Annotated in this window: 28 protein-coding genes; 9 read left to right on the top strand and 19 right to left on the bottom strand. The window is 72.1% G+C overall.

Annotation, left to right across the window (positions count from 1 at the left end):
• Positions 1–34: 34 nt before the first annotated feature.
• Positions 35–802, bottom strand: a complete 768-nt coding sequence (locus AB0F52_RS38000) for a DUF4333 domain-containing protein (protein ID WP_360181485.1) — start codon at positions 800–802, stop codon at positions 35–37.
• 156 nt (positions 803–958) lie between these two features.
• Entirely contained in the window at positions 959–3,790 is a 2,832-nt protein-coding gene (locus tag AB0F52_RS37995) for a DEAD/DEAH box helicase (RefSeq protein WP_360181482.1), read from the bottom strand.
• A 148-nt stretch (positions 3,791–3,938) separates the two neighbouring features.
• Here AB0F52_RS37995 and AB0F52_RS37990 point away from each other — a divergent pair, with 148 nt between their 5' ends.
• Positions 3,939–4,514, top strand: coding sequence for a hypothetical protein (locus AB0F52_RS37990; RefSeq protein WP_360181479.1), 576 nt, complete (start codon positions 3,939–3,941; stop codon positions 4,512–4,514).
• Here the strand turns inward: AB0F52_RS37990 and AB0F52_RS37985 are convergent.
• From AB0F52_RS37985 to AB0F52_RS37955, 7 genes are all read right to left on the bottom strand, one after another.
• Positions 4,511–5,392 (bottom strand): YegS/Rv2252/BmrU family lipid kinase, encoded by an 882-nt coding sequence (locus AB0F52_RS37985; protein ID WP_360181476.1) that lies wholly within the window; start codon positions 5,390–5,392, stop codon positions 4,511–4,513. The two genes, AB0F52_RS37990 and AB0F52_RS37985, sit on opposite strands and share 4 nt — an antisense overlap.
• Positions 5,392–6,363, bottom strand: coding sequence for a twin-arginine translocase subunit TatC (tatC, locus tag AB0F52_RS37980; protein WP_360181473.1), 972 nt, complete (start codon positions 6,361–6,363; stop codon positions 5,392–5,394). Before tatC ends, AB0F52_RS37985 begins: the two co-directional genes overlap by 1 nt.
• 87 nt (positions 6,364–6,450) lie before the next feature.
• Positions 6,451–6,765 carry a Sec-independent protein translocase subunit TatA gene (gene tatA, locus AB0F52_RS37975; protein ID WP_103342696.1) on the bottom strand — a complete coding sequence of 105 codons (315 nt, stop codon included), beginning with the start codon at positions 6,763–6,765 and terminating at the stop codon, positions 6,451–6,453.
• Positions 6,766–6,796: 31 nt separating this feature from the next.
• Positions 6,797–7,009 (bottom strand): bacteriophage holin, encoded by a 213-nt coding sequence (locus tag AB0F52_RS37970; protein ID WP_360181470.1) that lies wholly within the window; start codon positions 7,007–7,009, stop codon positions 6,797–6,799.
• A gap of 9 nt (positions 7,010–7,018) precedes the next feature.
• Positions 7,019–7,999, bottom strand: a complete 981-nt coding sequence (locus AB0F52_RS37965; protein ID WP_360181467.1) for a WYL domain-containing protein — start codon at positions 7,997–7,999, stop codon at positions 7,019–7,021.
• The gene (locus AB0F52_RS37960; RefSeq protein WP_360181464.1) at positions 7,996–8,979 is read right to left on the bottom strand and encodes a WYL domain-containing protein; all 984 of its coding nucleotides are present in this window, start codon (positions 8,977–8,979) and stop codon (positions 7,996–7,998) included. The genes AB0F52_RS37965 and AB0F52_RS37960 overlap by 4 nt, the downstream gene beginning before the upstream one ends.
• A 10-nt stretch (positions 8,980–8,989) precedes the next feature.
• A complete protein-coding gene (locus AB0F52_RS37955; RefSeq protein ID WP_003065074.1) occupies positions 8,990–9,421 on the bottom strand; it encodes a helix-turn-helix domain-containing protein in 432 nt (143 codons plus the stop codon).
• A gap of 107 nt (positions 9,422–9,528) precedes the next feature.
• Here AB0F52_RS37955 and AB0F52_RS37950 point away from each other — a divergent pair, with 107 nt between their 5' ends.
• Both AB0F52_RS37950 and AB0F52_RS37945 read left to right on the top strand, forming a co-directional pair.
• Positions 9,529–10,452, top strand: a complete 924-nt coding sequence (locus AB0F52_RS37950) for an NADP-dependent oxidoreductase (protein WP_360181461.1) — start codon at positions 9,529–9,531, stop codon at positions 10,450–10,452.
• Between the two features lie 32 nt (positions 10,453–10,484).
• Positions 10,485–11,183, top strand: coding sequence for an SDR family oxidoreductase (locus tag AB0F52_RS37945; protein ID WP_360181458.1), 699 nt, complete (start codon positions 10,485–10,487; stop codon positions 11,181–11,183).
• Here the strand turns inward: AB0F52_RS37945 and AB0F52_RS37940 are convergent.
• Positions 11,180–12,202 carry an oxidoreductase gene (locus AB0F52_RS37940; RefSeq protein WP_360181455.1) on the bottom strand — a complete coding sequence of 341 codons (1,023 nt, stop codon included), beginning with the start codon at positions 12,200–12,202 and terminating at the stop codon, positions 11,180–11,182. The genes AB0F52_RS37945 and AB0F52_RS37940 overlap by 4 nt on opposite strands.
• Before the next feature lie 88 nt (positions 12,203–12,290).
• Positions 12,291–13,649, bottom strand: a complete 1,359-nt coding sequence (gene pafA / locus AB0F52_RS37935) for a Pup--protein ligase (RefSeq protein WP_103342689.1) — start codon at positions 13,647–13,649, stop codon at positions 12,291–12,293.
• 143 nt (positions 13,650–13,792) lie between these two features.
• Here pafA and AB0F52_RS37930 point away from each other — a divergent pair, with 143 nt between their 5' ends.
• Both AB0F52_RS37930 and AB0F52_RS37925 read left to right on the top strand, forming a co-directional pair.
• Positions 13,793–15,274: a phosphatase PAP2 family protein gene (locus tag AB0F52_RS37930; RefSeq protein ID WP_360181452.1), complete on the top strand. Its 1,482-nt coding sequence runs from the start codon at positions 13,793–13,795 to the stop codon at positions 15,272–15,274.
• Positions 15,275–15,377: 103 nt separating this feature from the next.
• Entirely contained in the window at positions 15,378–16,613 is a 1,236-nt protein-coding gene (locus AB0F52_RS37925) for an alpha/beta hydrolase-fold protein (RefSeq protein ID WP_360181449.1), read from the top strand.
• Positions 16,614–16,955: 342 nt separating this feature from the next.
• Here AB0F52_RS37925 and prcA read toward each other — a convergent pair whose 3' ends face one another.
• The 4 genes from prcA to dop form a co-directional block, all read right to left on the bottom strand.
• Positions 16,956–17,750 carry a proteasome subunit alpha gene (gene prcA / locus AB0F52_RS37920; RefSeq protein WP_360181446.1) on the bottom strand — a complete coding sequence of 265 codons (795 nt, stop codon included), beginning with the start codon at positions 17,748–17,750 and terminating at the stop codon, positions 16,956–16,958.
• Between the two features lie 54 nt (positions 17,751–17,804).
• Positions 17,805–18,659, bottom strand: coding sequence for a proteasome subunit beta (gene prcB / locus AB0F52_RS37915; RefSeq protein WP_103342686.1), 855 nt, complete (start codon positions 18,657–18,659; stop codon positions 17,805–17,807).
• Positions 18,660–18,771: 112 nt separating this feature from the next.
• Positions 18,772–18,966 carry a ubiquitin-like protein Pup gene (locus tag AB0F52_RS37910; RefSeq protein ID WP_013226725.1) on the bottom strand — a complete coding sequence of 65 codons (195 nt, stop codon included), beginning with the start codon at positions 18,964–18,966 and terminating at the stop codon, positions 18,772–18,774.
• Between the two features lie 86 nt (positions 18,967–19,052).
• Positions 19,053–20,555, bottom strand: coding sequence for a depupylase/deamidase Dop (gene dop, locus AB0F52_RS37905; protein WP_360181441.1), 1,503 nt, complete (start codon positions 20,553–20,555; stop codon positions 19,053–19,055).
• A 41-nt stretch (positions 20,556–20,596) separates the two neighbouring features.
• On the opposite strand from dop, the gene AB0F52_RS37900 reads away from it, so the two are divergent.
• Positions 20,597–21,115: an NUDIX domain-containing protein gene (locus AB0F52_RS37900; protein WP_360181439.1), complete on the top strand. Its 519-nt coding sequence runs from the start codon at positions 20,597–20,599 to the stop codon at positions 21,113–21,115.
• Here AB0F52_RS37900 and AB0F52_RS37895 read toward each other — a convergent pair.
• The 3 genes from AB0F52_RS37895 to AB0F52_RS37885 are packed head-to-tail and all read right to left on the bottom strand — an operon-like array spanning position 21,106 to position 23,038.
• Complete coding sequence (locus tag AB0F52_RS37895; RefSeq protein WP_360181436.1) at positions 21,106–21,711, bottom strand: hypothetical protein; 606 nt, start codon at positions 21,709–21,711, stop codon at positions 21,106–21,108. The two genes, AB0F52_RS37900 and AB0F52_RS37895, sit on opposite strands and share 10 nt — an antisense overlap.
• Before the next feature lie 53 nt (positions 21,712–21,764).
• On the bottom strand, positions 21,765–22,706 hold the full coding sequence (locus tag AB0F52_RS37890) for an aldo/keto reductase (protein ID WP_360181433.1): 942 nt from the start codon (positions 22,704–22,706) through the stop codon (positions 21,765–21,767).
• Positions 22,703–23,038, bottom strand: coding sequence for a hypothetical protein (locus tag AB0F52_RS37885; RefSeq protein WP_103342682.1), 336 nt, complete (start codon positions 23,036–23,038; stop codon positions 22,703–22,705). Before AB0F52_RS37885 ends, AB0F52_RS37890 begins: the two co-directional genes overlap by 4 nt.
• 47 nt (positions 23,039–23,085) lie before the next feature.
• On the opposite strand from AB0F52_RS37885, the gene AB0F52_RS37880 reads away from it, so the two are divergent.
• Entirely contained in the window at positions 23,086–23,424 is a 339-nt protein-coding gene (locus AB0F52_RS37880) for a metalloregulator ArsR/SmtB family transcription factor (protein WP_360181430.1), read from the top strand.
• An 85-nt stretch (positions 23,425–23,509) separates the two neighbouring features.
• A complete protein-coding gene (locus AB0F52_RS37875) occupies positions 23,510–24,373 on the top strand; it encodes a TIGR03620 family F420-dependent LLM class oxidoreductase (RefSeq protein ID WP_360181707.1) in 864 nt (287 codons plus the stop codon).
• Here the strand turns inward: AB0F52_RS37875 and AB0F52_RS37870 are convergent.
• Entirely contained in the window at positions 24,362–25,186 is an 825-nt protein-coding gene (locus AB0F52_RS37870) for a DUF3626 domain-containing protein (protein WP_360181427.1), read from the bottom strand. The genes AB0F52_RS37875 and AB0F52_RS37870 overlap by 12 nt on opposite strands.
• 76 nt (positions 25,187–25,262) lie before the next feature.
• Here AB0F52_RS37870 and AB0F52_RS37865 point away from each other — a divergent pair, with 76 nt between their 5' ends.
• A complete protein-coding gene (locus AB0F52_RS37865; protein WP_360181424.1) occupies positions 25,263–26,192 on the top strand; it encodes a DMT family transporter in 930 nt (309 codons plus the stop codon).
• Positions 26,193–26,367 lie beyond the last annotated feature (175 nt).

Raw genomic sequence — 26,367 nt, 5'->3', positions numbered from 1 at the left:
GGCAGCCGGACCTCGGAGTCGCCCGGAGTCGCTCCTACTTGGCGACGGGCGGGGAAACCTCGTAGTTGCCGCCGGTGCCCTTCACCGTGATCGGCACCTGCTGCGGCTTCCCGGCGATCGTGGCGGTGCACGAGAACTTGGCCCCGTCCTCCACCTTCTGCTCGGCGGGACAGGTGACGCCGGTGACGCCGTCGATCTTGTACGTCTCGGTCAGCAGCTTCTGCACGTCGGTCTGCATCTGGGTGTTGTTGAAGACCTGCGTCTTCAGGAACCCGGGCGCGACGAACCCCAGGACCAGGAACACGGCGACGGCCACGATCGCCACCACCACGCCGATCAGCAGGCCCTTCTTCGACTTCGCCGGCTTCTCCCCCTCCGGGGCCGCGGCGCCGGGGAACTGCTGGCCGTAGTCGTACTGGCCGCCCGGCTGCTGCCCGTACTGCGGCTGCGCCTGGGGCCCGCTCGGCGGGTACGCCCCGCCGGGCTGCTGGCCGTACTGCGGCTGGGCCTGCGGCCCGCTCTGCGGGTACCCGCCCCCGGGCTGCTGCCCGTAGGGCGGCGGCTGCTGGCCCCACTGCGGCTGCTGCGGCGGGGTGTACCCGCCCGGCTGCTGCCCCCACTGCTGCGGTTGCTGGGGCTGCTGCGGCTGGCCCCATGGCTGCTGCTGGTTCGGATCGTAGGAAGGCTGCTGCGACTGCCCCCACTGCGGCTGCTCCTGCGAACCGCTCGGCGGGTACGCGCCGCCCGGCTGCTGCCCGTACTGGGGCTGCTGTGGGTCGTTGCCGCCATACGGCGTGCTCATCGTCTGCCTCCGCCTGCTTCGCTCATCTCGCTGTCCACCCCGAAACACCGGCAAGCCGCACACACGGTGTCGCACGCGATCCAACCACAGGTCGGAGCCGAGCACACGTGTCCACGCTCACCGCCGCGCGGCCACCGAGCAGGGCTAACACCGAGTTCACGCCGCGCCCGCGGCCACGACTCCGCGGCGCAGGGCCTTCACCGCCTCCGCCGCCGCCGCACCCACCGGGTCCGCCTTGCCGAGCACGTCCCGGATCTGGTCGAGCAGGTCGATCACCTGACGCGACCAGCGCACGAAGTCACCGGCCGACAGCTCCTGGCCGTTGGCCTCGGCCGCGGTGAGGACCTTCTCCAGGGATTCACCCCGGGCCCACCGATAAACCGGCCACGCGAACCCCGCGTCGGGCTCCCGGGTGCGGTCGAGCCGGTGCCGGCGCTCGTCCTCGGTCAGCTCCACCCACAGCCGCGCCGTCTCCTGCCACGCCTCCGGCACCGCCCCACCCGGCAGCCGCGGCTCACCAGCGGTGTCCCGGCGCGCCTCGAACACGAGCGTCGACACGACCGCGGCCAGTTCGGCCGGGTTCAGCTTCCGCCACACGCCGTGCCGGATGCACTCCGCGGCCAGCAGGTCCGACTCGCTGTAGAGCCGGGTCAGCCGCCGGCCGTGCTCGGTGACGCGATCCTCGCCGTCACCCGCCGATTCCGGCCCCAGTCCAGCCATGCCCCCGCCACCACCCTCAACGGAGGTGCTCCGCGCCGCTGCCAGATAGCCGCGCTCACCCAGCAAAGCCAGGATCCGGTCGAACGCCCGCGCCAGCGAGTGCGTCGTCGCCGCGACCTTCCGCTCCAGCTGCTGCGTTTCCGCGGCCAGCCGTTGATACCGCTCGACCCAGCGCAGGTTCGCCTCGCGCTCGGCCAGCCCGTGGCACGGATGCGCCCGCAGCGCTCGCTGCAACACGGCCAGCTCGCCGTCCTCGTTCGCCCCCGACCGCCGCTTCTGCCGGCCCGGCAGCGAAATTCCGGCGCTGCGCAGCGCCGAAGCGATGTCCCGGCGCGTCCGCGGCGACCGCAGCTCGATGTGCTTGGGCAGCTTGATCCGGCCCAGCACCTCCACCGGCGCCGGGAAGTCCGCCACCGACAACGGCCCCGACCACCGGTCCTCGGTCACCACCACCGGACGTGGCTCCCGGATCGGGTCCAGCCCCGGATCGACCACCACCGCCAGCCCCGCCCGCCGCCCGGCCGGCACGGCGATGACGTCACCCTTGCGCAGCTTCTCCAGCGACTCCGCGGTCCCGGCCCGCCGCACGGCCGTGTTCTGCCGCGACAACGCCTTCTCCCGCGCCGAAATCTTCGCCCGCAGCTCGACGTACTCCAGGACCTCGTCGAAGTCGCCGGTCACCGCGGCCGTGTAGCCCTTCAGCGCTTCCTTGTTCCGCTCGATCCGGCGCGCGGTGCCCACCACCGACCGGTCGGCCTGGAACTGCGCGAACGACTGCTCCAGCAGCTCGCGCGCCTCGGCCGCCCCGACCTGCGCCACCAGGTTGACCGCCATGTTGTACCCCGGCCGGAACGACGACCGCAGCGGATAGGTCCGCGTCGAGGCCAGCCCGGCCACCTGCTTCGGATCCACCCCCGGCTGCCACGCGACGACGGCGTGCCCCTCCACGTCGATGCCCCGCCGCCCGGCCCGGCCGGTGAGCTGGGTGTACTCCCCCGGCGTCAGATCGACGTGCGCCTCGCCGTTGTACTTCACCAGCCGCTCGAGCACGACCGTCCGGGCGGGCATGTTGATCCCCAGCGCCAGGGTCTCCGTGGCGAAGACGACCTTCACCAGCCCGCGGACGAACAGCTCCTCGACGGTCTCCTTGAACGCCGGCAGCAACCCGGCGTGGTGCCCGGCGATCCCGCGCTCCAGCGCCTCCCGCCACTCCCAGTAACCCAGCACGCCCAGGTCACCTTCGGGCAGATCCGCCGTGCGCTCCTCGATGACCCGGCGGATCTCGTCGACCTCACCCGGCCCGTTCAGCCGCAGCCCCGACCGGACGCACTGCGCCACCGCGGCGTCACAACCGGCGCGGGAGAAGATGAACACGATCGCCGGCAGCAACCCGGCCCGGTCCAGCTGCTCGACGACGTCGACCCGCGACGGCGGCCGGAACCGCGGCATCCGCGGCGGCGCACCCCGCCGGCCCCGCGGCCCGCGGAACCCCGCCGGCGCGTACTGGCGGCCGATCTCCTCCGTCCGGCGCAGCAGGGTCGGGTTGATCCGCAGCTCGGCATCCGGCGCGTGCACGTCGTCCCCGGCGAACAGGTCCAGCAGCCGGTTCCCCACCAGCATGTGCTGCCAGAGCGGCACCGGCCGGTGCTCGTCCACGACGACCGTCGTGTCGCCCCGGACCTCCACCAGCCACTCGCCGAACTCCTCGGCGTTGCTGACCGTCGCCGACAGCCCCACCACGCGGACGTGCTCGGGCAGGTGCAGGATCACCTCTTCCCACACCGCGCCCCGGAACCGGTCGGCGAGGTAGTGGACCTCGTCCATCACGACGTACCCGAGGTCGATGATCGTGGACGACCCCGCGTAGAGCATGTTGCGCAGCACCTCGGTGGTCATCACGACCACCTGCGCGTTGCCGTTGATCGAGGTGTCCCCGGTCAGCAGCCCGACGGCGTCGGCGCCGTAGCGGGCCACGAGGTCGGCGTACTTCTGGTTCGACAAGGCCTTGATCGGCGTCGTGTAGAAGCACTTGCGGCCCTCGGCGAGCGCCAGGTGCACGGCGAACTCGCCGACCACGGTCTTGCCCGCCCCGGTGGGCGCGCAGACCAGCACGCCGTGGCCGTCTTCCAGGGCCTCGCACCCGCGGATCTGGAACTGGTCGAACTCGAAGGACGCCTCGGCGGCGAAGCGCGTCAGCTGGGGGTACTTCCCGCGGCGCGCGGAGGCCGCATAGGCCTCGGCCGGGGACGAAGAAGGGCTACTGGCCACGTCGTCAGCGTTTCACATCTCCCGGGCAGTCCGCACGCCACGTGACCTATTGCGTGGCCCGCCCCGCGGTACAGGTCGTTATACACCGGGATCGGGCACGGGAACCGGATCACGGGCGGGTGCGTCGGAGCGGCGGAAGGAGGTCCTGATGATCGAACCGTGTCCGGGCTGCGGGCAGCTGGACCGGGTGCAGCACGTGCCGGCGGTCTACCACGGCGGGCACTCCTTCTACCGCGGCCAGGGCCCGACGGTCGCCGTGCCCGCCGGTGACGGCGTCGTTTACACGAGCAGTCAGGTCAGCGGGGTCTCGGTCACCGCGGTCGCCCGCTCGCTCGACCCCTTTCCCCCGCCGCGCCGCAGCGGCGGCCTGCTGGTGGCGATGATCGTGCTTGCGCTGGCCGGGAGCTGCTTCCTGCTGCTTCCGTTTTCGGCTTCCGACGACCCGCCGCCGGGCGGGACGGTCGCGAAAGCGCTGGGTTACGCGGTGCTCTCGCTGCCGGCGTTCGGGGTGTACCTGGCCGTGGGCGTGCTGATCTGGCTCTACTCCCGACGCGTCCGGGCGCACCGGAAGCAGCGGAAAGGCGTGCCGGCGGCCCAGCAGGTGTGGGAGCAGGGCTGGTTCTGCCACCGCTGCGGCGGCGTCTACTTCGCGGAGGCGGCACGACTGCTGACCCCGGCCCACTTCCGGCACCTGGTGGCGCGGGCGGGCGGCTACGACCGTTAGGCCAGCACCGTGAGGGCGCCCGGCACGCAGCTGGCCGTCACCGGGACCGTGCCCTGCGGTTCGCCGTCTGCGTAGGCGGGCCACGTGTTGCCCGCCAGGGTCACCGAGCGGGCGCGCAGCGTGCGGACGGCCGGGTGGGTCAGGTGTTTGCCCGTGCGCAGGCCCGGGAGCAGGCGGATCAGGCCGCGGCGGGTGGCGTGGCCGATGATCGTGACGTCGAAGACGCCGTCCTCGGGGTCGGCCGTCGGGCAGATCGGGACGCCACCGCCGTAGAAGCGGGTGTTGCCGATCGCCACGAGCGTCGCGTCGAGTTCGAGCCGCCCGGTGCCGGTGTCGACGACCACCGGGCGGGAGCGGAACGCCGCCAGTTCGGCCAGGATCGCGACGTCGTAGCGGCGCGGCCCGGACGGCCAGCGCATCCGGTTCGCGCGTTCGTTGACGCTCGCGTCGAACCCCGCGCACAGCACCGTCGCGAACCAGGTGTCGCCCACGCGGCCGAGGTCGATCCGCCGCCGGGCGCCCGAGCGCAGGGCCGCGACCAGTGCGTCGACCGCCGGGAGCGGCTCGCCGGGGATGCCGAGGGCACGGGCGAAGTCGTTGCCGGTGCCCGCCGGGACCAGGCCGAGCGCGACGTCGTGGTTCGCGCAGAACTGGACGCCCTGGTGGGCGGCGCCGTCCCCGCCGAGCACGATCAGGACGTCCAGCCCGGCGGCGTGGGAGGACCGCATCAGCGCGCGGGACTCTTCCACCGAGTTGGCGACCAGGACGTCGAGGCGGTCCACGGCGGTGCGCAGCCGCCCGGCGACGGTGTCGGCGAGCCGGGCGGCCGCGCCGTGCCCCGACGCCGGGTGCACGGCGAGCGCGGCGTGGATCCCCACTAGGTGACGTCGTCGGTGCTCGAGCGGCCGCCGGACGCGGTCGGGGTGGACGGCTCGTCGTCGACGGTGCTCGGCGTGTAGTCGAACGGCGCGGCTTCGTCGTCGGCGAGCTTGTCCCAGCCTTCGTCGCCACGGGTCTTTTCGAGCTTGCGGTCGTGGAAGCGCGCCATCTGGACGGCGATCTCGAACAGCACGGTGAGCGCGCCGGCGAGGCCGAGCATGGAGAACGGGTCCGAGCCGGGGGTGGCGAAGGCCGCGAAGACGAACAACGCGAACACGATGCCGCGGCGCCACTTCTTCAGCTGCACGTACTTGACGATGCCGACGCGGTTGAGCATCACCACCAGCAGCGGCAGCTCGAAGCTGATTCCGAAGATGATCAGCAGCGACAGCAGGAACGAGATGTACTTGTCCGCGGTGAGCGCGGTGACGAACGCGTCCTGCCCGAAGCCCATGAGCAGCTGCAGGGCGTGCGGGAAGAGGATGTAGGCGAGCACGGCACCGGTGGCGAACAGCACCGACGCGAACCCGACGAACGTCAGGGCGTACTTGCGCTCCTTGCTGTACAGGCCGGGCGCGATGAACGCCCAGAGCTGGTACAGCCAAGCCGGCGAGAGGAGCACGGCGCCGGCGGCGATCCCGACCTTCAGCTGCGTCATGAAGGCCTCGAACGGCACGGTCTGCAGCAGCCGGCATCCCTCGGCGCTGTCGAGCCGGCGCTGCGGCGGGATGGCGCAGTACGGGTCCTTGACGAGGTCGCCCAGCGACGGGATCGGGCCGATGTTGGTCCCGAACCAGATGAACCCGAAGATGCCGCCGATGACGACGGCGAGCAGCGCGAAGCCGAGCCGGCGGCGGAACTCGTAGATGTGCTCGATGAGCGTCATCGTGCCGTCGGGGTTGGTGCGACGGCTGCGCTTGCGCCGCTTGGAACTGCGGCCTTCACCGTTTCCGGAGGCGGATTCCGCCACGGGTTGTTCCGTTCTCGTCGGAGTCCGCCGGAGCGCGCCGGGTGCGGCGCGCTCCGTGGACCGGGGACCGGGTGTGGCCGGAGCCGCTCAGCTGACGTTCTTCTGCGGCTGCTCGGCCGCCTGCTGCTTCTTCAGCTCGTCGAGCTGCCGCTGCAGGTCGGCGACCTGCTGGTCGGTCGAAGCGGGTGCGGCGGGCGTGGCCGGGATCTGCTTCGTCTCGACGGGCTCGGCGTCTTCGTGCGCCGCGGCCTTGTCGCCGGTGAGGTCCTTGGTCTCGGCCTTGAAGATCTTCATGGACTTGCCGATGGACCGGGCCGCGTCGGGAAGCCTCTTGGCCCCGAACAACAGCACGACGACGAGCACCAAGATGATCAAATGCCACGGCTGCAATCCGTTCAGCATGGTGGCCTCCTATCTGCGTCTGGTAGGGATGTTACTGGTTTTCCGCTTTGCGGCGGCGCCGCGCGAACGCGACGCGCAGTCCCGCCGACCGGGCCCGGACGAGCCCGGCCCGGTCCTGGGTGTTCGTAACCACCATGCTTGTGGTTTGCCGGAAGGCACGCAAGACCTTGACGGTCCGCACCAGCAGGACCACGAGGCCGGCGAGACCGATCAGGATGAGCACGGCGGCGGGCAGGTACGGCACGCGATCAGCCTAGTGGTCGCAGGTTGACGGAAGGTGACGGGCTCGGGCCACCGCGTCGGCGGCCCGGCGGCCGACGTCGGACGCGAGGTCGGCCGGGCTCTCCACCAGCGCTTCCCCGCCCAGACCCAGCACCAGGCGCACCATCCACGACTGGTCGGCGTAGCGCATCCGGATCCGCAGCCGGCCACCGTCGAGCTCGTCGAGCTCCTCGCACGGGTAGTACTCGGCTACCCAGCGTGCGTCCGGGTCGAGGACCAGGACGGCCTCCCGCTGGTCGGGACGCTCACGAAAGACACCCTCGGAGATGTCGGTGGGGTGGGCGTGCGCGGGCGGGCGCGCCGGCTCGTCGAGGACCGCCAGCTCGTCGATCCGGTCGAGCCGGAACAACCGGACGTCCTCGGCGCGGCGACACCAGGCCTCGAGGTAGCCCACCGCCTGGACGATCAGCAGCCGCATCGGGTCGACCGTGCGCTCGGTGATCTGGTCCTTCGAGGCGGTGTAGTAGCGGATCCGCAGCGCCCGCCCGCCCTGCAGCGCGCGGGCGACCTCCTCGCGGGTCCGGGCGGTCTTCTTGCCTTCGCGGACTCCCCCGCCGACGATCACGCCGGCCGGCTGGGCCTGCCCGGCGGCGGCCTCGATCTTGGCGATGGAGCGGCGGACGGCGTCGCCGTCGACCACGCCCGGCGTCTCGGCCAGCGCCCGCAGGGCCACCAGCAGCGCGGTCGCCTCGCCGCCGGTGAGCCGCAGCGGGCGGCTCATCCCGGCGTCGTGGGTGACGATGATCGTGTCACCCTCGAAGGACAGGTCGATCAGGTCGCCGGGGCCGTAGCCGGGCAGCCCGCACATCCACAGCAGCTCGAGGTCCTTGCGCAGCTGCTTCGGCGAGACGTCGAAGTCGTGCGCGGCCTCGTCGATGCGGATGCCCGGGCGTGCCAGCAGGTACGGCACGAGGGCGAGCAGTCTCGGCATCCGGTCGGTGGACCCGCTCACCGGGCGCTCACCTGCCGGGCGACGACGGCTTCCAGCCGGTCCTGGACGCTCTTGGCCAGCACGTCGGGTTCGTACACGACGACGTCCGGGCCCTGCGCGCTGATCCAGTCGGCGGCCGATTCCGGGTACAGCAGCCCGATCTCCACGAGGTCGCCCTCTTCGCCGTCGACGGTGGCGCGGCCGACCACGGTGCCGCGGCGGCGGACGCCGGCCGCTCGACCGTCGGCGACCCAGAGCCGGGCGGTGGTGACCGGGGCCGGTTCGCTGTCGCCGGTGGCCGTGACGAGCTTGAGCAGGTTGACGCCCTCGGGGCGCCGGACCTCGCCGGGCTTGCCGACCGGGCGGACCTGCCCGGTGACGCGGGAGAGCCGGAAGCAGCGGGTGGCGCCGCGGTCGCGGTCGTGCCCGACGACGTACCAGCGGGCCCGCCACGACACCACGCCCCACGGTTCCAGGGTGCGCATGATCCGCTCCGGGGAGCCGCTGCGGCGGTACTCGAAGCGGACGGCCTGGCCGTTCTGGACCGCGGCCAGCAGCGGCCCGAACGCCGGTTCGGCGCGCACGCGCGGCTCGACCACGGTGGGCGCCTGGTCGTCGACCTCCAGGCCGGCGGCGCGCAGCTTCACGAGCGCACCCTGCGCCTGGCCGGTCAGCTCCGGGGAGTCCCACAGCCGGGACGCCAGCGCGACCGCGGCGGCTTCGTCGGGCGCGAGGTCGATTTCGCCGAGTTCGTAGTCGCGGCGGGCGATGCGGTAGCCCTCGATCGCGTCGAACGCGGAGTTGCGGCCGGTCTCCAGGGGGATGCCGAGCTCGCGCAGCTCGGTCTTGTCCCGTTCGAACGTCCGGAAGTAGGCCTCGTCGCTGGCCGCGTCGCCGTAGCCGGGCACGATGCCGCGGATCTTTTCGGCAGTGAGGTACTGCCGGGTGGACAACAGGGCCAGTACCAGGTTGACCAGTCGTTCGGCGCGGGCGGTGGACACCCGGTAGAGCCTAGCCCGCGCCGCCCGGCCCGATCGTGAGGTCCGGGGTACGCGCGTCGTAATCGGTCCGGGCGGCGTCGACGGCTTCGAAGTTGGCCTCGGCCCACGCCTTGAACCCGGCCATCAGCGCGCGCAACGATTCCCCCAGTGGCGTAAGGGAATAGTCGACGCGGACGGGCACCGCCGGCGTCACTTCGCGGCGGACGAGACCGTCCCGTTCGAGTACCCGCAGGGTCTGGGTGAGCATCTTCTGGCTGACCCCGGCGATGCGCCGCGAAAGGTCGCTGTAGCGCTGCGGGCCGTCACCGAGCGCGACCAGGATCAGGCTGACCCACTTGCCGGCGATCTCGTCGAGCAGCTTCCGGGTGGGGCACGCCGCCAGATAGGCGTCGTAGGCGGCTTTTTCGGCTTGCCGCCGCTGTTCCGCCGTGCGCGTGGGCACCGGGCGAACCTCCTGGTGAGCAGGGAACCTGCGGGTGCGTACTTCCCATCGGAGAGTAGCTCCCCATACGTTCGTGAGGGAAGGTGCCCGATCGAGAGGAGCAGGCGATGCGTGCGGTGGTGGTCCGGCGGTTCGGGGGGCCGGAGGTGCTGGAGTTCGCCGAGGTACCCGTGCCCGAGCCGGGTCCGGGGCAGGTGCGGATCCAGGTGGCGGCGGCCGCGGTGAACCCGGTGGACCTGGCGACCAGGAGCGGGGTGCTGAGTGCGGCCGGGGTGATTCCGGCGCGGGAGGTGCTCGGGCTGGGGTGGGACGTCGCCGGGTCGATCGACGACGCCGGGGACACCGGGTTCCGGGTGGGCGAGGCGGTGATCGGCCTGCGCGACCGGATCGCCACGCCGCTCGGCGCCTACGCCGAGCGGATCGTCCTGGACGCGTCGGCGGTCGCGCCGGCTCCGGTGGGTGTTTCGCCGCTCGAAGCCGCGACCCTGCCGCTGAACGCCCTGACCGCGGCGCAGGCACTGGACCTGGTCGAAACCACCGGCACGGTCCTGGTCACGGGGGCGGCCGGAGCTGTCGGCGGGTATGCCGTCGCGCTGGCGCACGCGCGGAAGCTGCGGGTCGTCGCCGTGGCCGCCGAAGCCGACGAAGCGCCGGTGCGGGCCTTCGGCGCCGACGAGTTCGTGCCGCGCGGGCCGTCGCTGGGCGACCGGGTGCGCGCGGTGGTCCCGGGCGGGGTGGACGCCGCACTCGACACGGCCCTGCTCGGCTTGGACGCCCTCGACGCGGTCCGCGGCGGCGGCGAGTTCGTGGCCTTCGCCGCGGGCGCCGCCCCGATCCCCCTGCGCGGGATCCGCGTCCGCACCGTCTGGATCCGCGCGGACGGCGAACGCCTCGCCGAGCTGGCCAGCCTGGCGGAGAACGGCACGCTCCCCCTGCGCGTCGCCGGCACCCTGCCGCTGACCGAGGCCGCGGCCGCGCACGAACGGCTGGCCGCGGGCGGGCTGCGCGGCCGGCTCGTCCTGGTGCCGTGAGAACCCGGCCGGGCTCCCATAACCTGGAGCACATGGATGATCGCGTTCTCCTCGTCACCGGCGCCTCGCGCGGCCTCGGCGCCGCGACCGCGCGCCTGGCCGCTGCCTCGGGCTTCAAGGTCGCCCTCGTCGCCCGCAAGGCCGAGTCCGTCACGTCCCTGGCCGCCGAACTCGGCGACGACCGGGCCATCGCCCTCGCCGCCGACGTGGCGGACTGGCCGAGCATCTCCGGGGCCGTCGCCGAAACCGCCGAACGGTTCGGCCGGCTCGACGCCGCCTTCGCCAACGCCGGCATCGGCGTCGGGACGTCGTTCTTCGGCACCGACGACCCCGACCCGCGGGCGTGGGAGGAGATGGTCCGCACCAACGTCCTCGGCGCTGCCTACACCGCCCGCGCCGCGCTGCCTGCACTTCGGGAAACCGCAGGCCACCTGCTGATCACCGGCTCGGTCGCCGGCCGCTACATCCGCAACGCGAGCCTCTACTCCGCCACGAAGTGGGCCGTGACCGGGATGGCCGGAGCCATCCGCGAGGAGGCCGTCGGCACCGGGGTCCGGGTCACGCTGATCAACCCGGGCATCACCGACACCGACATCCTCACCGACGAACAGCGCAAGAAGCCGAAACTGGCCGCGGACGACATCGCCCGCGCGGTCCTCTACGCCCTCCAGCAGCCGCCCACGGTCGACGTCAACGAGATCATGGTCCGGCCGACCGGCCAGGTGCTCTAGCGAAGCCGGGCGACGCGGCCTCCGGCGCCGCTGGCCCAGCAGGCCGCCCCGGCGCAGTCGACGCTGTCGAAGCTGCCCGTGTCGAACGACGTCCAGTGCCGGCCGCCGTCGGGGCTGTAGTCGCTGCCGCCGGGACCGACCGCCAGCACCGTCCCGCCGCGCCAGGCCAGGCCCGAGCGGTAGCCGGCGGGGTACTGGGGCGGGGTCGTCCAGGTGCGGCCGCGGTCCCGGGTCAGCGCGACGGCCGGGCCGGGCGCGCCCGGGTTCGCGAAGTCGCCACCGATCGCGAGGCCCTGGGACGGCGAGCGGAAGGCCAGGGCGAACACGCCCGCCGACGAGCTGCTCGGCAACGGCGTGTCCGACGCCGTCCAGTGCCGGCCGCCGTCACCGGAGTGCAGGACGCGGGCGGTCGCGCCGCCGCCGGTGGCGAGCCAGGCGTCGAACGGCCCGGCCGTCGTGACGCACTGGCCGCTGGCCGCGAACCCGGCCTCCCCGGGCAGGGCGGGCGGGAAGCCGCTGTCGGGCACCTGACGCCAGCTGCGGCCGCCGTCGAAGGTGGCCTGCACCCGGAACCGGCCGTCGACGGGGTCGCTCATCGCCAGGCCACGCCACGGGTCGAAGAAGGCGAGGCAGTCGTAGAACGCCGCCGCGTCGGTGTTCTGGAACGTCTGGCGCCAGTGCGCGCCGCCGTCGTCGGTCCGGTAGACGCGGGAGTCGGTCCCCGGCCCGATGGAGAGGACCACGGCGTGGTCGGCGTCGAAGGCCTCGATGTCGCGGAACTGGAGCGCCCCGGTCCCGGGCGGCCCGGCCGACGCCCAGGTGCGGCCGCCGTCGACCGTGCGCAGGACGGTGCCCTGCGTACCGCTGACCCAGGCGACCCGGGCGCTGACCGCGGCCAGGCCGCGGAACTGGGCGGTGACGCCGGTCGGCGTCGGCTCCCACTTCGGCGGGTGCTCCCCCGCCGACGCCGGAACCGCGAGCGAAACCAGCAGGGCGAGCACGATCAGCACGACACGCATGCGGCGATCCTGCCGCACCCGTCACGCGACTTTAGTCGGGAACGCCGATGGGGACGCCCGGCGTGGACGTCCCCATCGGCGGTACCGGCTAGAGGGAGCTGATCAGGCGTTCCACCCGCTCGTCGACCGAACGGAACGGGTCCTTGCACAGGACCGTGCGCTGGGCCTGGTCGTTCAGCTTCAGGTGCACCCAGTCGACGGTGAAGTCGCGGCCCGCGGCCTGGGCGGCGGCGATGAAGTCGCCGCGCAGCTTCGCGCGGGTCGTCTGGGGCGGGGTGTCCTTGGCGGCTTCGATCTCGCCGTCGTCGGTGACCCGGCGGACCAGGCCCTTGCGCTGGAGCAGGTCGAAGATGCCCCGGCCCCGGCGGATGTCGTGGTAGGCGAGGTCGAGCTGGGCGATGCGCGGGCTGGACAGGTCCAGGTCGTGCTTGTGCCGGTAGCGCTCGACCAGCCGGTGCTTGATCGCCCAGTCGATCTCGGTGTCGATCTTGCCGAAGTCCTGCTGCTCGACCGCGTCCAGCGCCCGGCCCCACAGCTCGATGACGCGCTCGTTCGCCGCGGTCGTGCCGTTGTCCTTGATGTGCTGGACCGCGCGGGCGTAGTACTCGCGCTGGATGTCCAGCGCCGAGGCCTCGCGCCCGCCGGCCAGCCGCACCTGGCGGCGGCCGGTGAGGTCGTGGCTGATCTCGCGGATGGCCCGGATGGGGTTGTCCAGGGTGAAGTCGCGGAACTGGACGCCGGCCTCGATCATCTCGAGCACCAGGTTCGCCGAGCCGACCTTGAGCATGGTCGTCGGCTCGGCCATGTTCGAGTCGCCCACGATGACGTGCAGGCGCCGGTAGCGCTCGGCGTCGGCGTGCGGCTCGTCACGGGTGTTGATGATCGGCCGCGAGCGGGTCGTGGCGCTGGAAACGCCCTCCCAGATGTGCTCCGCACGCTGGGACAGGCAGTAGACCGCGCCCCGCGGGGTCTGCAGCACCTTGCCGGCGCCGCAGATGAGCTGGCGGGTCACCAGGAACGGGAGCAGCACGTCCGCGATCCGGGAGAACTCCCCCGCCCGGGTCACCAGGTAGTTCTCGTGACAACCGTAGGAGTTGCCCGCCGAGTCGGTGTTGTTCTTGAACAGGAAGATGTCGCCGCCGATGCCTTCGTCGGCGAGCCGCCGTTCGGCGTCGACCAGCAGGTCCTCGAGGATCCGCTCCCCGGCCTTGTCGTGCGTGACGAGCTGGACCAGATCGTCACATTCGGCCGTCGCGTACTCGGGGTGCGAGCCGACGTCGAGGTAGAGCCGCGAGCCGTTCGACAGGAACACGTTGGAGGAGCGTCCCCACGACACGACCCGCCTGAACAGGTAGCGCGCCACCTCGTCGGGCGAGAGCCTGCGCTGTCCGTGGAAGGTGCACGTGACCCCGAACTCGGTCTCGATGCCAAAGATCCGCCGCTGCATTCCACCAGAGTAGGCGCTGCACCCCCGTCGACGGTGCGCCGTTCGGGCGTCGACACGCCCCCAGTACGCCACAGACGGTGAAATCTCCCCGAATCAGGCACGATTGGAGCACAGCTCTTGACGACGTGCGGAAGGCGGACTCCTTGTCACACCAGCTCATCCGGGCCTTCCGGCGGGTCGGCCGGACCGACCGCGCCCTGATGCGTCGCAGTGCCGCGCTCCCCGCCTCGAAGGTCGACGACGCGCTCATGACGCTGTCGAGATCGGCGAACAAATCGCGCCTGTGGTGGGGGGTCGCCGCAATGCTGGCCACCCGCCAGGGGGCGACCCGCCGGGGCGCGCTGCGCGGGGTCGTGGCGATCGCCGGGGCCAGCGCCGCGGCCAACCTGATCGGCAAGCCGCTCTTCCCCCGCCGGCGCCCGGCCGAAGAAGAGACGCCGATGCGCCGCCGCCTGCGGAAACGGCCCACGTCCTCCTCCTTCCCCTCCGGCCACTCCGCGTCCGCGGCCGCGTTCGCGACGGCGGTGGCGATGGAGTCGCCGCGGGCCGGGCTCGTGGTGGCGCCGCTGGCGCTGGCCGTGGCCTACTCACGGGTCCACACCGGCGTGCACTGGCCTTCCGACGTCGGTGTCGGCCTGGGCATCGGTGTCGGCGTGGGACTGGCCACCCGGCACTGGTGGCCGCTGCACGACGACGTCCCGGGCCGCACGGCCCACCACGCCGACGCGCCCGAGATGGTCGACGGCGAGGACATGCTCGCCGTCGTCAACCCGAACTCCGGCGTGGCGGGCCAGGACCCGACCGAGGACGTCAAGTTCGCCTGGCCCAAGGCCACGCTCCTCTACCCGGACCCCGAGCGGGGCCTGCGCGCCCAGCTCGAAGCCGAGATCGACGCCCGCGGCACGGTCCGCGCGCTGGCCGTCGCGGGCGGGGACGGCACCGTCGCGGCGGTGGCCTCGGTCGCCGCCGAACGCGACCTGCCGCTCGCGCTGGTCCCGGCGGGGACGCTCAACCACTTCGCCCGCGACGTCGGCGTCAGCTCCATGCCCGACGCCGACGCGGCGACCGAGGTCGGCAACGCGGTTCGTGTCGACCTGGGCGAAGTCGAGATCGACGGCGCCGGCGAGCCGGACCACCGCTGGTTCGTCAACACCGCCAGTCTCGGCGGCTACCCGGAGATGGTGCGGCTGCGGGAGAAGCTGCAGGAAAAGCACCCGAAGTGGCCTTCGGCGGCGATCGCGCTGGCCAGGACGCTGCGGCACGCCAAGCCGCTGACCGTCCGGCTCAACGGCAAGCGGACGCAGGTCTGGCTGCTGTTCGTCGGCAACGGCACGTACGCGCCGAAAGGGTTCGCCCCGAGCCGGCGCCCGGCGCTCGACACCGGCCTGCTGGACATCCGCTACCTGCGCGCCGACCTGCCCTACTCGCGGGCCCGGTTCCTGCTCGCGATGATCACCCGCAGCCTCGCCGCCAGCCACGTCTACCAGGAGCTGGACCTGCCCGAACTGGACGTCGAACTGCTCGACGGCAACCGCCGCGTCGCCACCGACGGCGAGGTCGGCCCGCTCGGCAACCGGTTCCGCTTCCGGTCGCGGCCCAGTGCGCTGACGCTCTACCGGCTGTGAGGTTGCTTTACCTTCTCTCAACGAACCCACAGGGAGTCCCCGCTAGCTTCGTGATCGAGTTGCGGGCCCTCCTGCCCGCGGCCAGGGGACGGGCGGGGAATCGATGGACGGGCAGGGCCTGGCGAGCGTCGTGCACCGGGCCGCGAGCGACCCGGTGCTGCCGGGTGACGTCACCGCCCGCGCCCGCGACCTGGGCCCGCTCGAGTCACCGCTCATCTGGCTCGGCTTGGCCTCGGCCGCCGTCGCCGTCCTCGCCGTCGTGGTCGCGCTGTGGTACCGCCGCCGCGTCCGGCGCTGGGGGTTCACCGCCTTCGGCGTGCTCCTGCTGCTGGCGTCGGTCACCGCCGTCAACAGCTACGTCGGGTACGTCCGCACCTCCGACGACCTGGCCCGGCTCCTCCAGCGCGGCCCCGGCGTCGTCAACCTCGCCGGCCGCCTGCTCGACGACGGCAAGGAGGCCCCCGAGCCGTCGTCGGGCTCGTCTCCGGATTCCTCGTCGGATTCGTCGTCGCCCGCGCCGCACCCCGGCGCGGGCGCGGCGGCCGCCGGGCAGCGGATCGACGTCGTCAACCTCCCCGACCCCGCCCACGGGATCCCGTCGGGCAGCAACTACGTCATCCTCCCGCCCGGGTACGACAGCGACCCCGCCCGCCGCTACCCGGTCGTCTACCTGATCCACGGCTACCCCTTCGGCGGCCCCCGCGACTGGCTCACCTCCGGCGACGCCCCCGGCTCGCTCCTGGCCCTCCAGCAGGCCAACGTCATCGCGCCGATGATCGTGGTCAGCGTCGACCTGACCGCCGGCAACCCCAGCACCGACTGGGAGTGCCTGAACGTGCCCGGCGGCCCGCAGCTGGAGAGCTACCTGGCCGGCACCGTGGTCCCGGCGGTCGACCAGCGCTACCGCACGCTCGCCGACCGCACCCACCGGGCGCTGGGCGGCATGTCCGGCGGCGGCTTCGGCGCGCTCAACATCGGCCTCCACCACGTCGACGAGTTCGCCACCCTGGTGATCGCCCTGCCCTACGACGACCTCAACGACTCGGTCGGCATCCTCGACGGCAACCGGGCGGCCATCGCGGCCAACACGCCCCGCCGGTACCTGCCGACGATGAAGTTCCCGGCGCCGATTTCGGTGATGCTCGCGGTCGGCACCGGTGCGCCGACCGACGTCTCGACGGCTCGGCGGATCGCTGATGCTCTGCATGGTCGGGGGCAGGACGCGGTTGTGCATGCTGAGCGGGGGTTCAACCACACCTGGCATACCGCTCGGGCTACGTTGCCTTATCTGCTCGCGTTTGCCGATCAGAATTTTCGGACTTCTCCGGCTACGTCCTGAGGGCGGTTGCCGGGGAGCCTTCTGCCGGGGGTTGCTCTGCCGGGGTTAGCCCTGCTGGGGTCAGCCCTGCCGGAGTTAGCCCTGCCGGATTCTTCCCGCCGACCCGAACGCCGAATTGTTCAACGGCCGTCAGACCGTGTCAAGGCGGGAAAGCGTGCCTTGACACGGCCTAACGGCCGCTGAGGCGGCTGCGTATCGGTCGGCAGGGGGGGTGTGGCCGAGGGCGGTGTTGGCCGTGAGCTTTTCGCGCTGTTCCTCGGCTGGGGCATGGCCCTCGCCGCCGAAACGAAGCGGGGCGTGGCCGCCTGGCCACGCCCCGCTTCTTTCGTCTGCGTTTCGAACTCACTCGCCTTCGGGCTTGGCCTCCGGCTCCTCGCCCTTCGGGTCCGGGACCGGCAGGAGGGTGTCCAGTGCCGCGCCCGTCAGGCGGCGGAACGAGCGGCGGGGGCGGTCGCGGTCCAGGACCGCCACCTCCAGCTTGATCGGGTCCGCCTCGCCGTTGCCGTTCGCCGATGCGTTTGCCGATGAAGCCGACGAGCCCGCCGATGACGTCGATGGGGCCGGCTGGGTCGGCGTCCGCAGGGCCGCCACCGCCACGCCCAGGGCCGCCTGCAGGTCCAGGCCGTCCTCGAACGTCTCCTTCAGCTTGGCCGCGATCTTCTCGTTCTGGCCGCCCATCACGATGTACTGCGGCTCGTCGAAGATCGAGCCGTCGTAGGTCAGCCGGTACAGCTGGTCCTCCGCCGCGCTCGCCGCGACCTCCGCCACGCAGACCTCGACCTCGAACGGCTTGAGCTGCTCGGTGAAGATGCTGCCCAGCGTCGCCGCGTACGCGTTCGCCAGCGCTCGCGCGCTCACGTCACGGCGGTCGTACTGGTAGCCCTTCAGGTCCGCGTGCCGGATGCCCGCCACGCGCAGGTTCTCGAACTCGCTGTAGCGCCCGACCGCGGCGAACCCGATGCGGTCGTAGATCTCGGAGACCTTGTGCAGCGTCGCCGACGGGTTCTCCGCCACGAACAGCACGCCACCCGAATACTTCAGCACCACCACGCTCCGGCCGCGCGCGATGCCCTTGCGCGCCAGCTCGGAACGCTCCCGCATCAGCTGCTCGGGAGAGGCATACAACGGCATCGTCACGGTGTGCGCTCCAGGTCTTTCGGTGTTCCAACGTTCACTGGTTCAGCTCCGGAGTCAGGCGAGCCGGCGCTGCTGGCGCTCGATCCGCCCCGCCACCACGGCCTCCGCGACCGCCGCGGTCTCGGACTCGGGCAGCTGCACGGCGCCGCGCTCCGCGGTGATCGTCACGACGCTCGGGAAGATCCGCCGGACCAGGTCCGGGCCGCCCGATGCGGTGTCGTCGTCCGCCGCGTCGTACAGGGCCTCCACCGCGACGCGGATCGCGCCTTCGACGTCGGCGTCCGGGTCGTGCAGCTTCTTCAGCGCGGATTTCGCGAACAGCGAACCCGAGCCGATCCCGGCGTACCCGCCGTTCTCCTCGTAGCGCCCGCCCGCGGCGTCGTACGACACGATCCGCCCGGCGTGCTTGGCGTCCTCGGCCTCCAGGTCGTACCCCACGAACAGCGGGATCGCCGCCAGCCCGGCCATCGCCATCTCGAGGTTCGCCTTGACCATCCCGGCCAGCTTGTTCGTCTTGCCGTCCAGCGACAGCGAAACGCCCTCGATCTTTTCGTAGTGCGCCAGCTCGACCGCGTACAGCCGCACCATCTCCACGGCCAGCCCCGCCGTGCCCGCGATGCCGACCGCCGAATACTCGTCGGTGACGTGCACCTTTTCGATGTCGCGGCTCGCGATCAGGTTGCCCGACGTCGCCCGCCGGTCACCCGCGATCAGCACACCGCCCGCGAACGTGCACGCGACGATCGTCGTCCCGTGCGGGATGCCCAGCTCGGCCACGCCCGGCGCCACGCGCCGCTCGGGCAGCAGCTCGGGCGCCTGCACGCGCAGGAAGTCCGAAAACGACGACGTCGCCGAGGAGAAGTACGCCGCAGGCAGCGCGGGACCCGAGATGCCCCTGGTGTTGTCCATACGTGCTCAAAAATCCCATCTGTGCGGGCCGGAGCCCCGCGCGCGCAGGAGGCCACGCGGAACCCCGGCCGGCCGGCTGAACGGTCGGCAAGGGCGCAGTGCGCCCGAGCGGCTATTCGCCGCCCTTCTGCACGTAGGCCCGGACGAAGTCCTCGGCGTTCTCTTCGAGCACGTCGTCGATCTCGTCGAGGATGGTGTCCACGTCCTCGCCGAGCTTCTCGCGCCGCTCCTGACCCGCCGCGCCGGTGTCGTCGAACTCCTCGTCGGAGTCACCACCGCCGTGCTTTTCGATCTTTTCCTGGGCCATCTCGCCTCCCGGTGTGGCTGATGTTTCCTAGCCTACCCAGCGGCCCCGACATTCGGGGTCACGCCGCGATCGCTGGTGCGTCCCGCCTAGTCCGAACCGGTGAGCGCCTCCACGAGCTCCTCCGCCGTCGCCGCGTTGTCCAGCAACTTGCCGACGTGCGCCTTCGTCCCCCGCAGCGGCTCCAGGGTGGGGATCCGCACCAGCGACTCCTTGCCCACGTCGAAGATGACCGAATCCCACGAAGCCGCCGCGATCGACGTCGCGTACTTCTCCAGCGCCCGGCCGCGGAAGTAGGCCCGCGTGTCCGACGGAGGCGTGGTCACCGCGGCCAGCACCTCCTCCTCCGAGACCAGCCGCTTCATCGAGCCGCGGGTGACGAGCCGGTTGTACAGGCCCTTCGCCAGCCGCACGTCCGAATACTGCAGGTCGACCAGCCGCAGCCGCGGCGCGCCCCAGGCCAGGTTGTCCCGCTGGCGGTAGCCCTCCAGCAGCCGCAGCTTCGCCGGCCAGTCCAGCCGGTCCGCGCACTCCTGCGGGTCGCGCGCCAGGGCGTCCAGGATCTCGCCCCAGACCCGCAGGACCTCCTTCGAGGACTGGTCGGCGCCGGTGCGCTCCAGGTTCTGCGAGGCGATCTCGTGGTAGGCGAACTGCAGGTCCAGCCCGGTGTACTTCTTGCCGTTGGCCAGCGCGACCTGCGTCTTCAGCGTCGGGTCGTGGCTGATCTGGTGCACCGCCTTGACCGGCTCGTCGAGCTTCAGGTCGTCGAACCGGATGCCCGACTCGATCAGGTCCAGCACCAGCGCCGTCGTCCCGACCTTGAGGTACGTCGAGTACTCCGACATGTTCGCGTCGCCGATGATGACGTGCAGCCGCCGGTACTTGTCCGCGTCCGCGTGCGGCTCGTCGCGGGTGTTGATGATCCCGCGCTTGAGCGTGGTCTCCAGGCCGACCTCGACCTCGATGTAGTCCGCGCGCTGGGAGAGCTGGAACCCGGCCTCTTCACTCTGCTGGCCGATCCCGAGCCGGCCCGAGCCGGTCACCACCTGCCGCGACACGAAGAACGGGGTCAGCCCGGCGATGATCGCGGTGAACGGCGTCGACCGCGCGCACAGGTAGTTCTCGTGCGTGCCGTAGCTCGCGCCCTTGCCGTCGACGTTGTTCTTGTACAGCTGCAGCTGCGGCTGACCGGGCACGGAGGCGGCCTTCATCGCCGCCTCTTCCATCACCCGCTCGCCGGCCTTGTCCCAGATGACCGCGTCGCGCGCGTTCGTCACCTCGGGCGCCGAATACTCCGGGTGCGCGTGGTCGACGTACAGCCGCGCCCCGTTGGTGAGGATGACGTTCGCCGCCCCCAGGTCCTCGACGTCCGGGTCGTGCCCCGGGCCGCCCGGGCCGGTCAGGTCGAACCCGCGCGCGTCCCGCAGCGGGCTCTCCACCTCGTAGTCCCACCGCGCCCGCCGGGCGCGCGGGATGTCGGCCGCGGCCGCGTAGGCCAGCACGACCTGGGTGGAGGTGAGTACCGGGTTCGCCGTCGCGTCGCCCGGCACGGAGATGCCGTACTCGACTTCGGTTCCCATGATCCGCCGCATGTCACCACCCTACGGGGTCGTCCTAGTGGAACGATGCACCCATGCCAGGCAGTGACGAACTCGTTGCCCTCTATGACCAGGCCGGCAGGGTGGTCGGCAGCACCGTCCGCACCCGCCTCCGCCGCGAGGGCCTGTGGCACGCCGCCGGCGTGGTCCTGGTCCGTTCGGGTGACGGAAACGCGGTCTACGTGCACCTCCGCACCCCGGGGAAGGACGTCTTCCCCTCCACCTGGGACTGCTGGGCCGGCGGCGTGGTGGCCGCCGGCGAAACCCCGGCCGAGTGCGCCCGCCGCGAACTCGCCGAGGAACTCGGTGTCCAGGGAGTGGAACCCGTGCCCCTGTTCACCAAGGTCTACGACGACGGCCGCAACCGCTGCCACAACTTCGCCTTCGAAGTCCGCTGGGACGGCCCGATCCGCCACCAGGCCGAGGAGATCGTCGAAGGCCGCTGGATCACCCTGGCGGAACTGCGGGCCTGGGTCGACGACCCGGCCCCGGAGCTGCCCTTCATCCCCGACGGCCGCGAAGGCGTCCAGGAATGGTTCCGCCGCTACGGCTGAGCGGCGAGCTTCGCGGTCATCGCGGGCAGCAGGCGCTTCGCCGCGTCCACCGCCCGGGTCTCCGTGCTCGCCGAGACCGTCAGCTCGGACACGAGCATTCCCTTGGCCAGCAGCACCGTGCAGGTCTTGCCGTCGCACCAGGCCTGCTGCCGCTCGACCCCGGCCTGGACGGGGACGCTCACCGTCTTGCCCGCGCACTCGTTTTCCGCGACGGCCCGGGCGGCCGATCGGTCCGGGAACGCCACGACGCGGTGGCTCAGCACCGACCCGCTGGGATAGCGCCAGGTCGCGGTCCGGGCGGCCGCCGACGGCCCGTCCGCCAGGCAGCCCGAAGCCTCACCCGAGCCCGGCTGCACGCCTTCTTCGGCGACGTCCGCATCGGAAAGCAGCGCCCGCTGCGCGAGGCCACCGAGATCAGGCTGCGCCGGGGTCGCCTTCGCCGGGCTCACCGGGACATCCGACGTCTTCGGTGCCGCCGAGGACGTCGGGACCGGATCGTCGTAGTACGTCTCGAGGTTGTTCGGATCGGGCCCGTCGCAGCCCGTGAGACCCACCAACGCGACCGCGGCCAACGCGATCGCCTGCCGATGACGCACCTGCTCCGGCCTCCTGTTGTCCGTGGCGTGCCTGCGAAGGGTAATGCAGCCGCTCAGTCCCACTCCAACGAGGACCGGTGTCGCCAGTACGCCCCGGGCTCCTCGGCGAGCGCGGTCAGTGATTCCCGTTCCGCGGCGGTCAGGTCCAGCGCCGTCGCCCGCAGGTTCGCCGCGAGCTGAGCCGGGCTCGCCGGGCCGATGACCGCCCGGGCCGCCCAGTCGTTCGCCAGCACCGCGGCCACCGCGACCGCGTCCGGCCCGGTCCCGTGCGCGGCGGCGATCTCCCGGACCGCGGCCGGGGCTTCGACCGCCAGCCGGCCGTTGGCCAGGGTTTCCTTGATCAGCACCCGGTTCCCGGCCGCGTGCGCCGCGGCCAGCGCCGGCCCCGCGGACGGTTCCAGGACGTTCCACGTCGACTGCACCGCGGAGAACACCGGACGCCCGGCCACCTCCAGCGCGAACGCCCGCTCGATCGCGTCCGCCTGGGCCGGCCCGGAGGTCGAAAAGCCGACGGCGACACCGTTCGCGGACAGCTCCGCGAGTGCTTCGAGCAGCGGCTCGTCGGTGAAGAGCGGACTGTCCACGGTGAGCGAATGCACCTGGTACAGCCCGACCCGATCCCCCAGCAGCGCCAGGGTTTCCGCCCACTGCGTGGCGAACCGCGCCGCCGAGTGCTCCTTCACCTCGTGCACGCCGGCGTCGAGCCGCCATTCCCCGACGTAGGCGTAGCCCCACTTGCTGGAGATCTCGACCCCGGTGTGCCCGCGCTCGGCGAGCCAGCCGGCGAGGAACTCCTCGGAGCGCCCGTAGGAGCGGGCGACGTCGACGTGCCGGACGCCCGCGGCGTAGGCGTCGTCCAGCACCGCGAAGGTCGCCGCGCGCATCGAAGCGACGTCCCGCACCGGCGGCAGCGCCCCGTCCCGCCCCAGGTTGATGTACGCGGGACGGCCGAGCGCCGCCAGGCCGAGGGCGACGCGGTCCACGCGCGCGCTCACGCGGTCTGCTTGTGCCGCAGGATGGCCAGCCACTGCCCCGAGGTCTGGGCTTGGCGGTGGAGCTTCTCCAGGCGCGCGGCCGGGGCCCGGACGTAGCCCTTGCCGAAGACGGGGGCGATCTGCCGCAGGCTGGCGCCGCCTTCACGGGCCGCGAGCAGCAGCCAGTCCGAGGCGTCGGCGCAGGCCGCGGACGCGCGGCGCAGCTCGCCGAGCATGTCGATGAGTTCCTGGGCGCTCACCTCTCCCGCCTCGACGGCGGCGGCCGTCGTCTCCAGCCAGGCCAGGACGGCGGCTTCGGTGATGGGCGCGTGGGGCCGGGGTTCTTCGGTCACGCCGGCGAGTATAGGTCGTTATACGCCGATATACTCGCAGCGACACCATGACGACGCGCACCGGATCCGAGGCCGAGGTCGAGCAGTTGCTCGACGTCTTCAAGGCGCTCGCGAACCCGGTGCGGCTGCGGGTGCTGCGGTGGCTGCGGGACCCTGAGCGGCATTTCCCGGTGGACCGGGCGATCGCCGACCCGGTCGAGGTCGGGGTGTGCGTGAGCCACATCCAGGAGAAGCTGGGGCTCGCGCAGTCGACGGTGTCGGCGTACATGGCTTCACTGCAGCGTGCCGGGCTGGTGCGGGCGACGCGGGTCGGCAAGTGGACGCACTACAAGCGGGACGAGGCGCGGATCGCCGAGCTCGTCGCCATCCTCGGCCGCTCCCTCTGATCTCACCATCCACCGGGTTCACCACCCCACCGGCCATTCATATCGTAAATCTGCGATACTTCGATTTATGGGTATGATCGAGAACATGCGGCTCGGCCGCTACGGGATCTGGACGTTCGACTTCGAAGACCAGCCGGCCGGCCTGATCCGGGATTCGGTGCGGGAACTGGAAGAACTCGGCTGGCCGGCGGTCTGGATCCCGGAGAGCGAGGGCCGGGAAGCGCTGACGCACGCCGGGTTCCTGCTGTCGGCCACCGAACGCCTCACCGTCGTCAACGGCATCGCGCAGATCTGGTCCCGCGAGCCGCAGTGGACCCGCGGCGCGGCCCTGCTGCTGGCGGACGCCTACCCGGACCGCCACCTGCTGGGCCTCGGCTTCGGCGCCGGAAAGCCCGGCGTGAAGCCGCTTCGGGCGATGAACGACTACCTCGACGCGCTGGACGCCGGCAAGGACGTCAACCCCGCACCGCGCGCCCCGATGCGCCGGATCCTCGCGGCGTACGGCCCGAAGATGCTGGAGCTGGCCCGCGACCGGTCGGCGGGCGCGCACACCTACCACGTGACCCCGGAACACACGGCCCAGGCGCGGGAGATCCTCGGCGACGAGGCGTTCCTCGGCGTCGAGCACGCCGTGCTCTTCGAAACCGACCCGGCCAAGGCACGGGAGGTCGCCCGCGCCCACCTGCGCCTGTACCTCACCTCGGAGTACAACGTCGCCAAGTTCCGGCGGCTCGGCTACACCGAAGAGGACATCGACGACGGCCGCGGCAGCGATCGCCTCGTCGACGACCTCGTGTTCTGGGGCGACCTCGAGACGATCACCGCGAAGCTGGGCGGGCACCTCGACGCGGGTGCCGACCACGTCGGCGTCCAGGTCATCGGGGTCGAGCCGGGGACCTCGGCCATGCCGCACTGGCGGCGGCTGGCCGAGGCACTGCTACCCGCGTAGGCCGAACCGCGCGGTGCAGTGCCACACGCGCTTGAGCACCTGGGGATCGTGCCGGCCGGCGCGGACGGCGTCGCCGATGACGCGGGCGTCCAGCCACCCGTCCTCGGCGATGTCTTCGCCGGCCCGCACGGCCTCCTCGCCGCGGTAGTCCGCGTGCTCGGCGAGCTCCGCCACCGGGAGCCGGAACCCGTGGTGCCAGTACGTCGGGAACCGGAAGCCCGCGGCCGCCGCTTCGACGTCGGTGCCCCGGAAGGACGGGTCCAGCACCAGGGCCGCGACGTCGTCCGCCAGCCGCAGCGGGCCGTGGACGTGGGCTTCGATGTAGTCGTCGAGCTCGTCGGGGGCGGCCGCCTCGACGAGCGGGATCAGCGGCATGTGCGTGCGCGTGCCGAAGTGCGCCGGTTCGCGGAAGCTGTCCGGGTAGCAGAACGTCGTGCGCGCCAGCACTTCCCGCTTGAGCCGGAAGTGCGCCGAACCGAACCGCACCGAGCCACCGGCCCGGCGGCGGCGGTGGTCGAGCGAGCCGTACTTCGGCCGGAGCGACGACGGCAGCCCGTCGTAGACGCCGCCGAACATCCGGTGCTCCCAGTGCCACCGGTCCCCGCCGGGGTGCGCGGTCAGGCCGCCGTTGCTCGTGCCGGTCTCGAACTGCGAGCGGTAGACCCCGTCGGTCAGCCAGTGCCGCAGCAGCGGCACCGTCCCCACCAGCCGGTCCGGGTGGAAGTGGATCGTGACGTCCAAGCCCTCCGGCAGCGGCGGTCCCGCGACCCGGGCCGCGACGTACTCGACCGCTGCCTGCCATTCCTGCCCCATGGTATAGGTCGTTATACACAACACGGCGTCGGAAAACCACTGGCTTCGGGACCGGTTCGCCGGTTTGACTGCGGCCATGCGACGGGTGGAGTTCGGGGTCACGGTGCGGTTCGCGCTGCTGGCCCTCGTGTGGGGTGCGAGTTTCCTGTTCATCAAGGTCGGTCTCGGCGGCCTCTCCCCCGGCCAGGTCGCGCTGGCCCGGGTCGCGCTGGGGGCATTGGCGCTGGCGGCCGTCCTGGTGGTGCGCCGGCGGCCACTCCCCCGCGATCCCGTGCTGTGGGGTCACCTGGTGGCCGTGTCGGTGCTGCTGTGCGTGGTGCCGTTCCTGCTCTTCTCGTGGGCGGAGCAGTACATTTCCTCCGGTTTGGCCAGCATCTTCAACGCGACGACGCCGCTGGTCACGATGCTGCTGGCGGCCGCGGCGCTGCCGGAGGAGCGGTTCACCCCGCCGCGGGTGCTCGGCCTGCTGCTCGGATTCGCCGGGGTGCTCACCATCGTCGGGGTGTGGCACGGGATCGACGTGTCGCACGAGCTGACGGCCCAGCTCGCCTGCCTCGGCGCGACGGCGTGTTACGGCGCGTGTTTCGTCTACCTGCGCCGGTTCCTCTCACCTCGTGGGACGGACCCGGTGGTCGTCGCGTTCGGGCAGACGGCGTCGGCGACGGTGATCCTGGGCCTGCTGACCCCGGTGGTCGCGGCGACGCCGGTGCACCTGAGCCTGCCGGTGGTGGCGAGCGTGGTGGCGCTCGGCGTCTTCGGCACGGGCCTCGCGTATGTCTGGAACACCCGGATCATCGCCGCCTGGGGCGCGGCCAACGCCTCGGCGGTGACGTACCTGACGCCGGTGGTCGGCGTCCTGCTCGGGGTGCTCGTGCTGGGGGAACCGGTGAGCTGGAACCAGCCGGCCGGCGCGCTGCTCGTCGTACTGGGGATTCTCGCCGCCCACGGAAAGTTGCGCGTACGACGCTCAACCCGAGCCGAAGCCGAGCTGGTCGACGTCAAATGACCACGCCGGGGGTCCGGAGGCTCGCCCCCGGGCAGCGTTTGGGGGTTGCACCCCCAAACGACACGAGGCGGGTGAGGTCGGCTTGCGCTTTCCGCAAGCCGACTCATGGAGGCCGCCCGGCAGCGCCGCCGCGCGGACCGGGACAACACCGACCTCAAGGCCGCCCGTGCCGAAG

The sequence above is a fragment of the Amycolatopsis sp. NPDC024027 genome, assembly GCF_040638975.1.
Lineage (GTDB): Bacteria > Actinomycetota > Actinomycetes > Mycobacteriales > Pseudonocardiaceae > Amycolatopsis.
This window is presented reverse-complemented; position numbering and strand designations above follow the sequence as displayed.

Excerpts from the sequence above, each read along its gene's own strand:
- AB0F52_RS38000 (WP_360181485.1), bottom strand. The coding sequence starts at position 802 with ATGAGCACGCCGTATGGCGGCAACGACCCACAGCAGCCCCAGTACGGG.
- AB0F52_RS37990 (WP_360181479.1), top strand. The coding sequence starts at position 3,939 with ATGATCGAACCGTGTCCGGGCTGCGGGCAGCTGGACCGGGTGCAGCAC.
- tatA (WP_103342696.1), bottom strand. The coding sequence starts at position 6,765 with ATGCTGAACGGATTGCAGCCGTGGCATTTGATCATCTTGGTGCTCGTC.
- AB0F52_RS37950 (WP_360181461.1), top strand. The coding sequence starts at position 9,529 with ATGCGTGCGGTGGTGGTCCGGCGGTTCGGGGGGCCGGAGGTGCTGGAG.
- AB0F52_RS37945 (WP_360181458.1), top strand. The coding sequence starts at position 10,485 with ATGGATGATCGCGTTCTCCTCGTCACCGGCGCCTCGCGCGGCCTCGGC.
- AB0F52_RS37940 (WP_360181455.1), bottom strand. The coding sequence starts at position 12,202 with ATGCGTGTCGTGCTGATCGTGCTCGCCCTGCTGGTTTCGCTCGCGGTT.
- pafA (WP_103342689.1), bottom strand. The coding sequence starts at position 13,649 with ATGCAGCGGCGGATCTTTGGCATCGAGACCGAGTTCGGGGTCACGTGC.
- AB0F52_RS37925 (WP_360181449.1), top strand. The coding sequence starts at position 15,378 with ATGGACGGGCAGGGCCTGGCGAGCGTCGTGCACCGGGCCGCGAGCGAC.
- prcB (WP_103342686.1), bottom strand. The coding sequence starts at position 18,659 with ATGGACAACACCAGGGGCATCTCGGGTCCCGCGCTGCCTGCGGCGTAC.
- AB0F52_RS37910 (WP_013226725.1), bottom strand. The coding sequence starts at position 18,966 with ATGGCCCAGGAAAAGATCGAAAAGCACGGCGGTGGTGACTCCGACGAG.
- dop (WP_360181441.1), bottom strand. The coding sequence starts at position 20,555 with ATGCGGCGGATCATGGGAACCGAAGTCGAGTACGGCATCTCCGTGCCG.
- AB0F52_RS37900 (WP_360181439.1), top strand. The coding sequence starts at position 20,597 with ATGCCAGGCAGTGACGAACTCGTTGCCCTCTATGACCAGGCCGGCAGG.
- AB0F52_RS37880 (WP_360181430.1), top strand. The coding sequence starts at position 23,086 with ATGACGACGCGCACCGGATCCGAGGCCGAGGTCGAGCAGTTGCTCGAC.
- AB0F52_RS37875 (WP_360181707.1), top strand. The coding sequence starts at position 23,510 with ATGCGGCTCGGCCGCTACGGGATCTGGACGTTCGACTTCGAAGACCAG.
- AB0F52_RS37870 (WP_360181427.1), bottom strand. The coding sequence starts at position 25,186 with ATGGGGCAGGAATGGCAGGCAGCGGTCGAGTACGTCGCGGCCCGGGTC.
- AB0F52_RS37865 (WP_360181424.1), top strand. The coding sequence starts at position 25,263 with ATGCGACGGGTGGAGTTCGGGGTCACGGTGCGGTTCGCGCTGCTGGCC.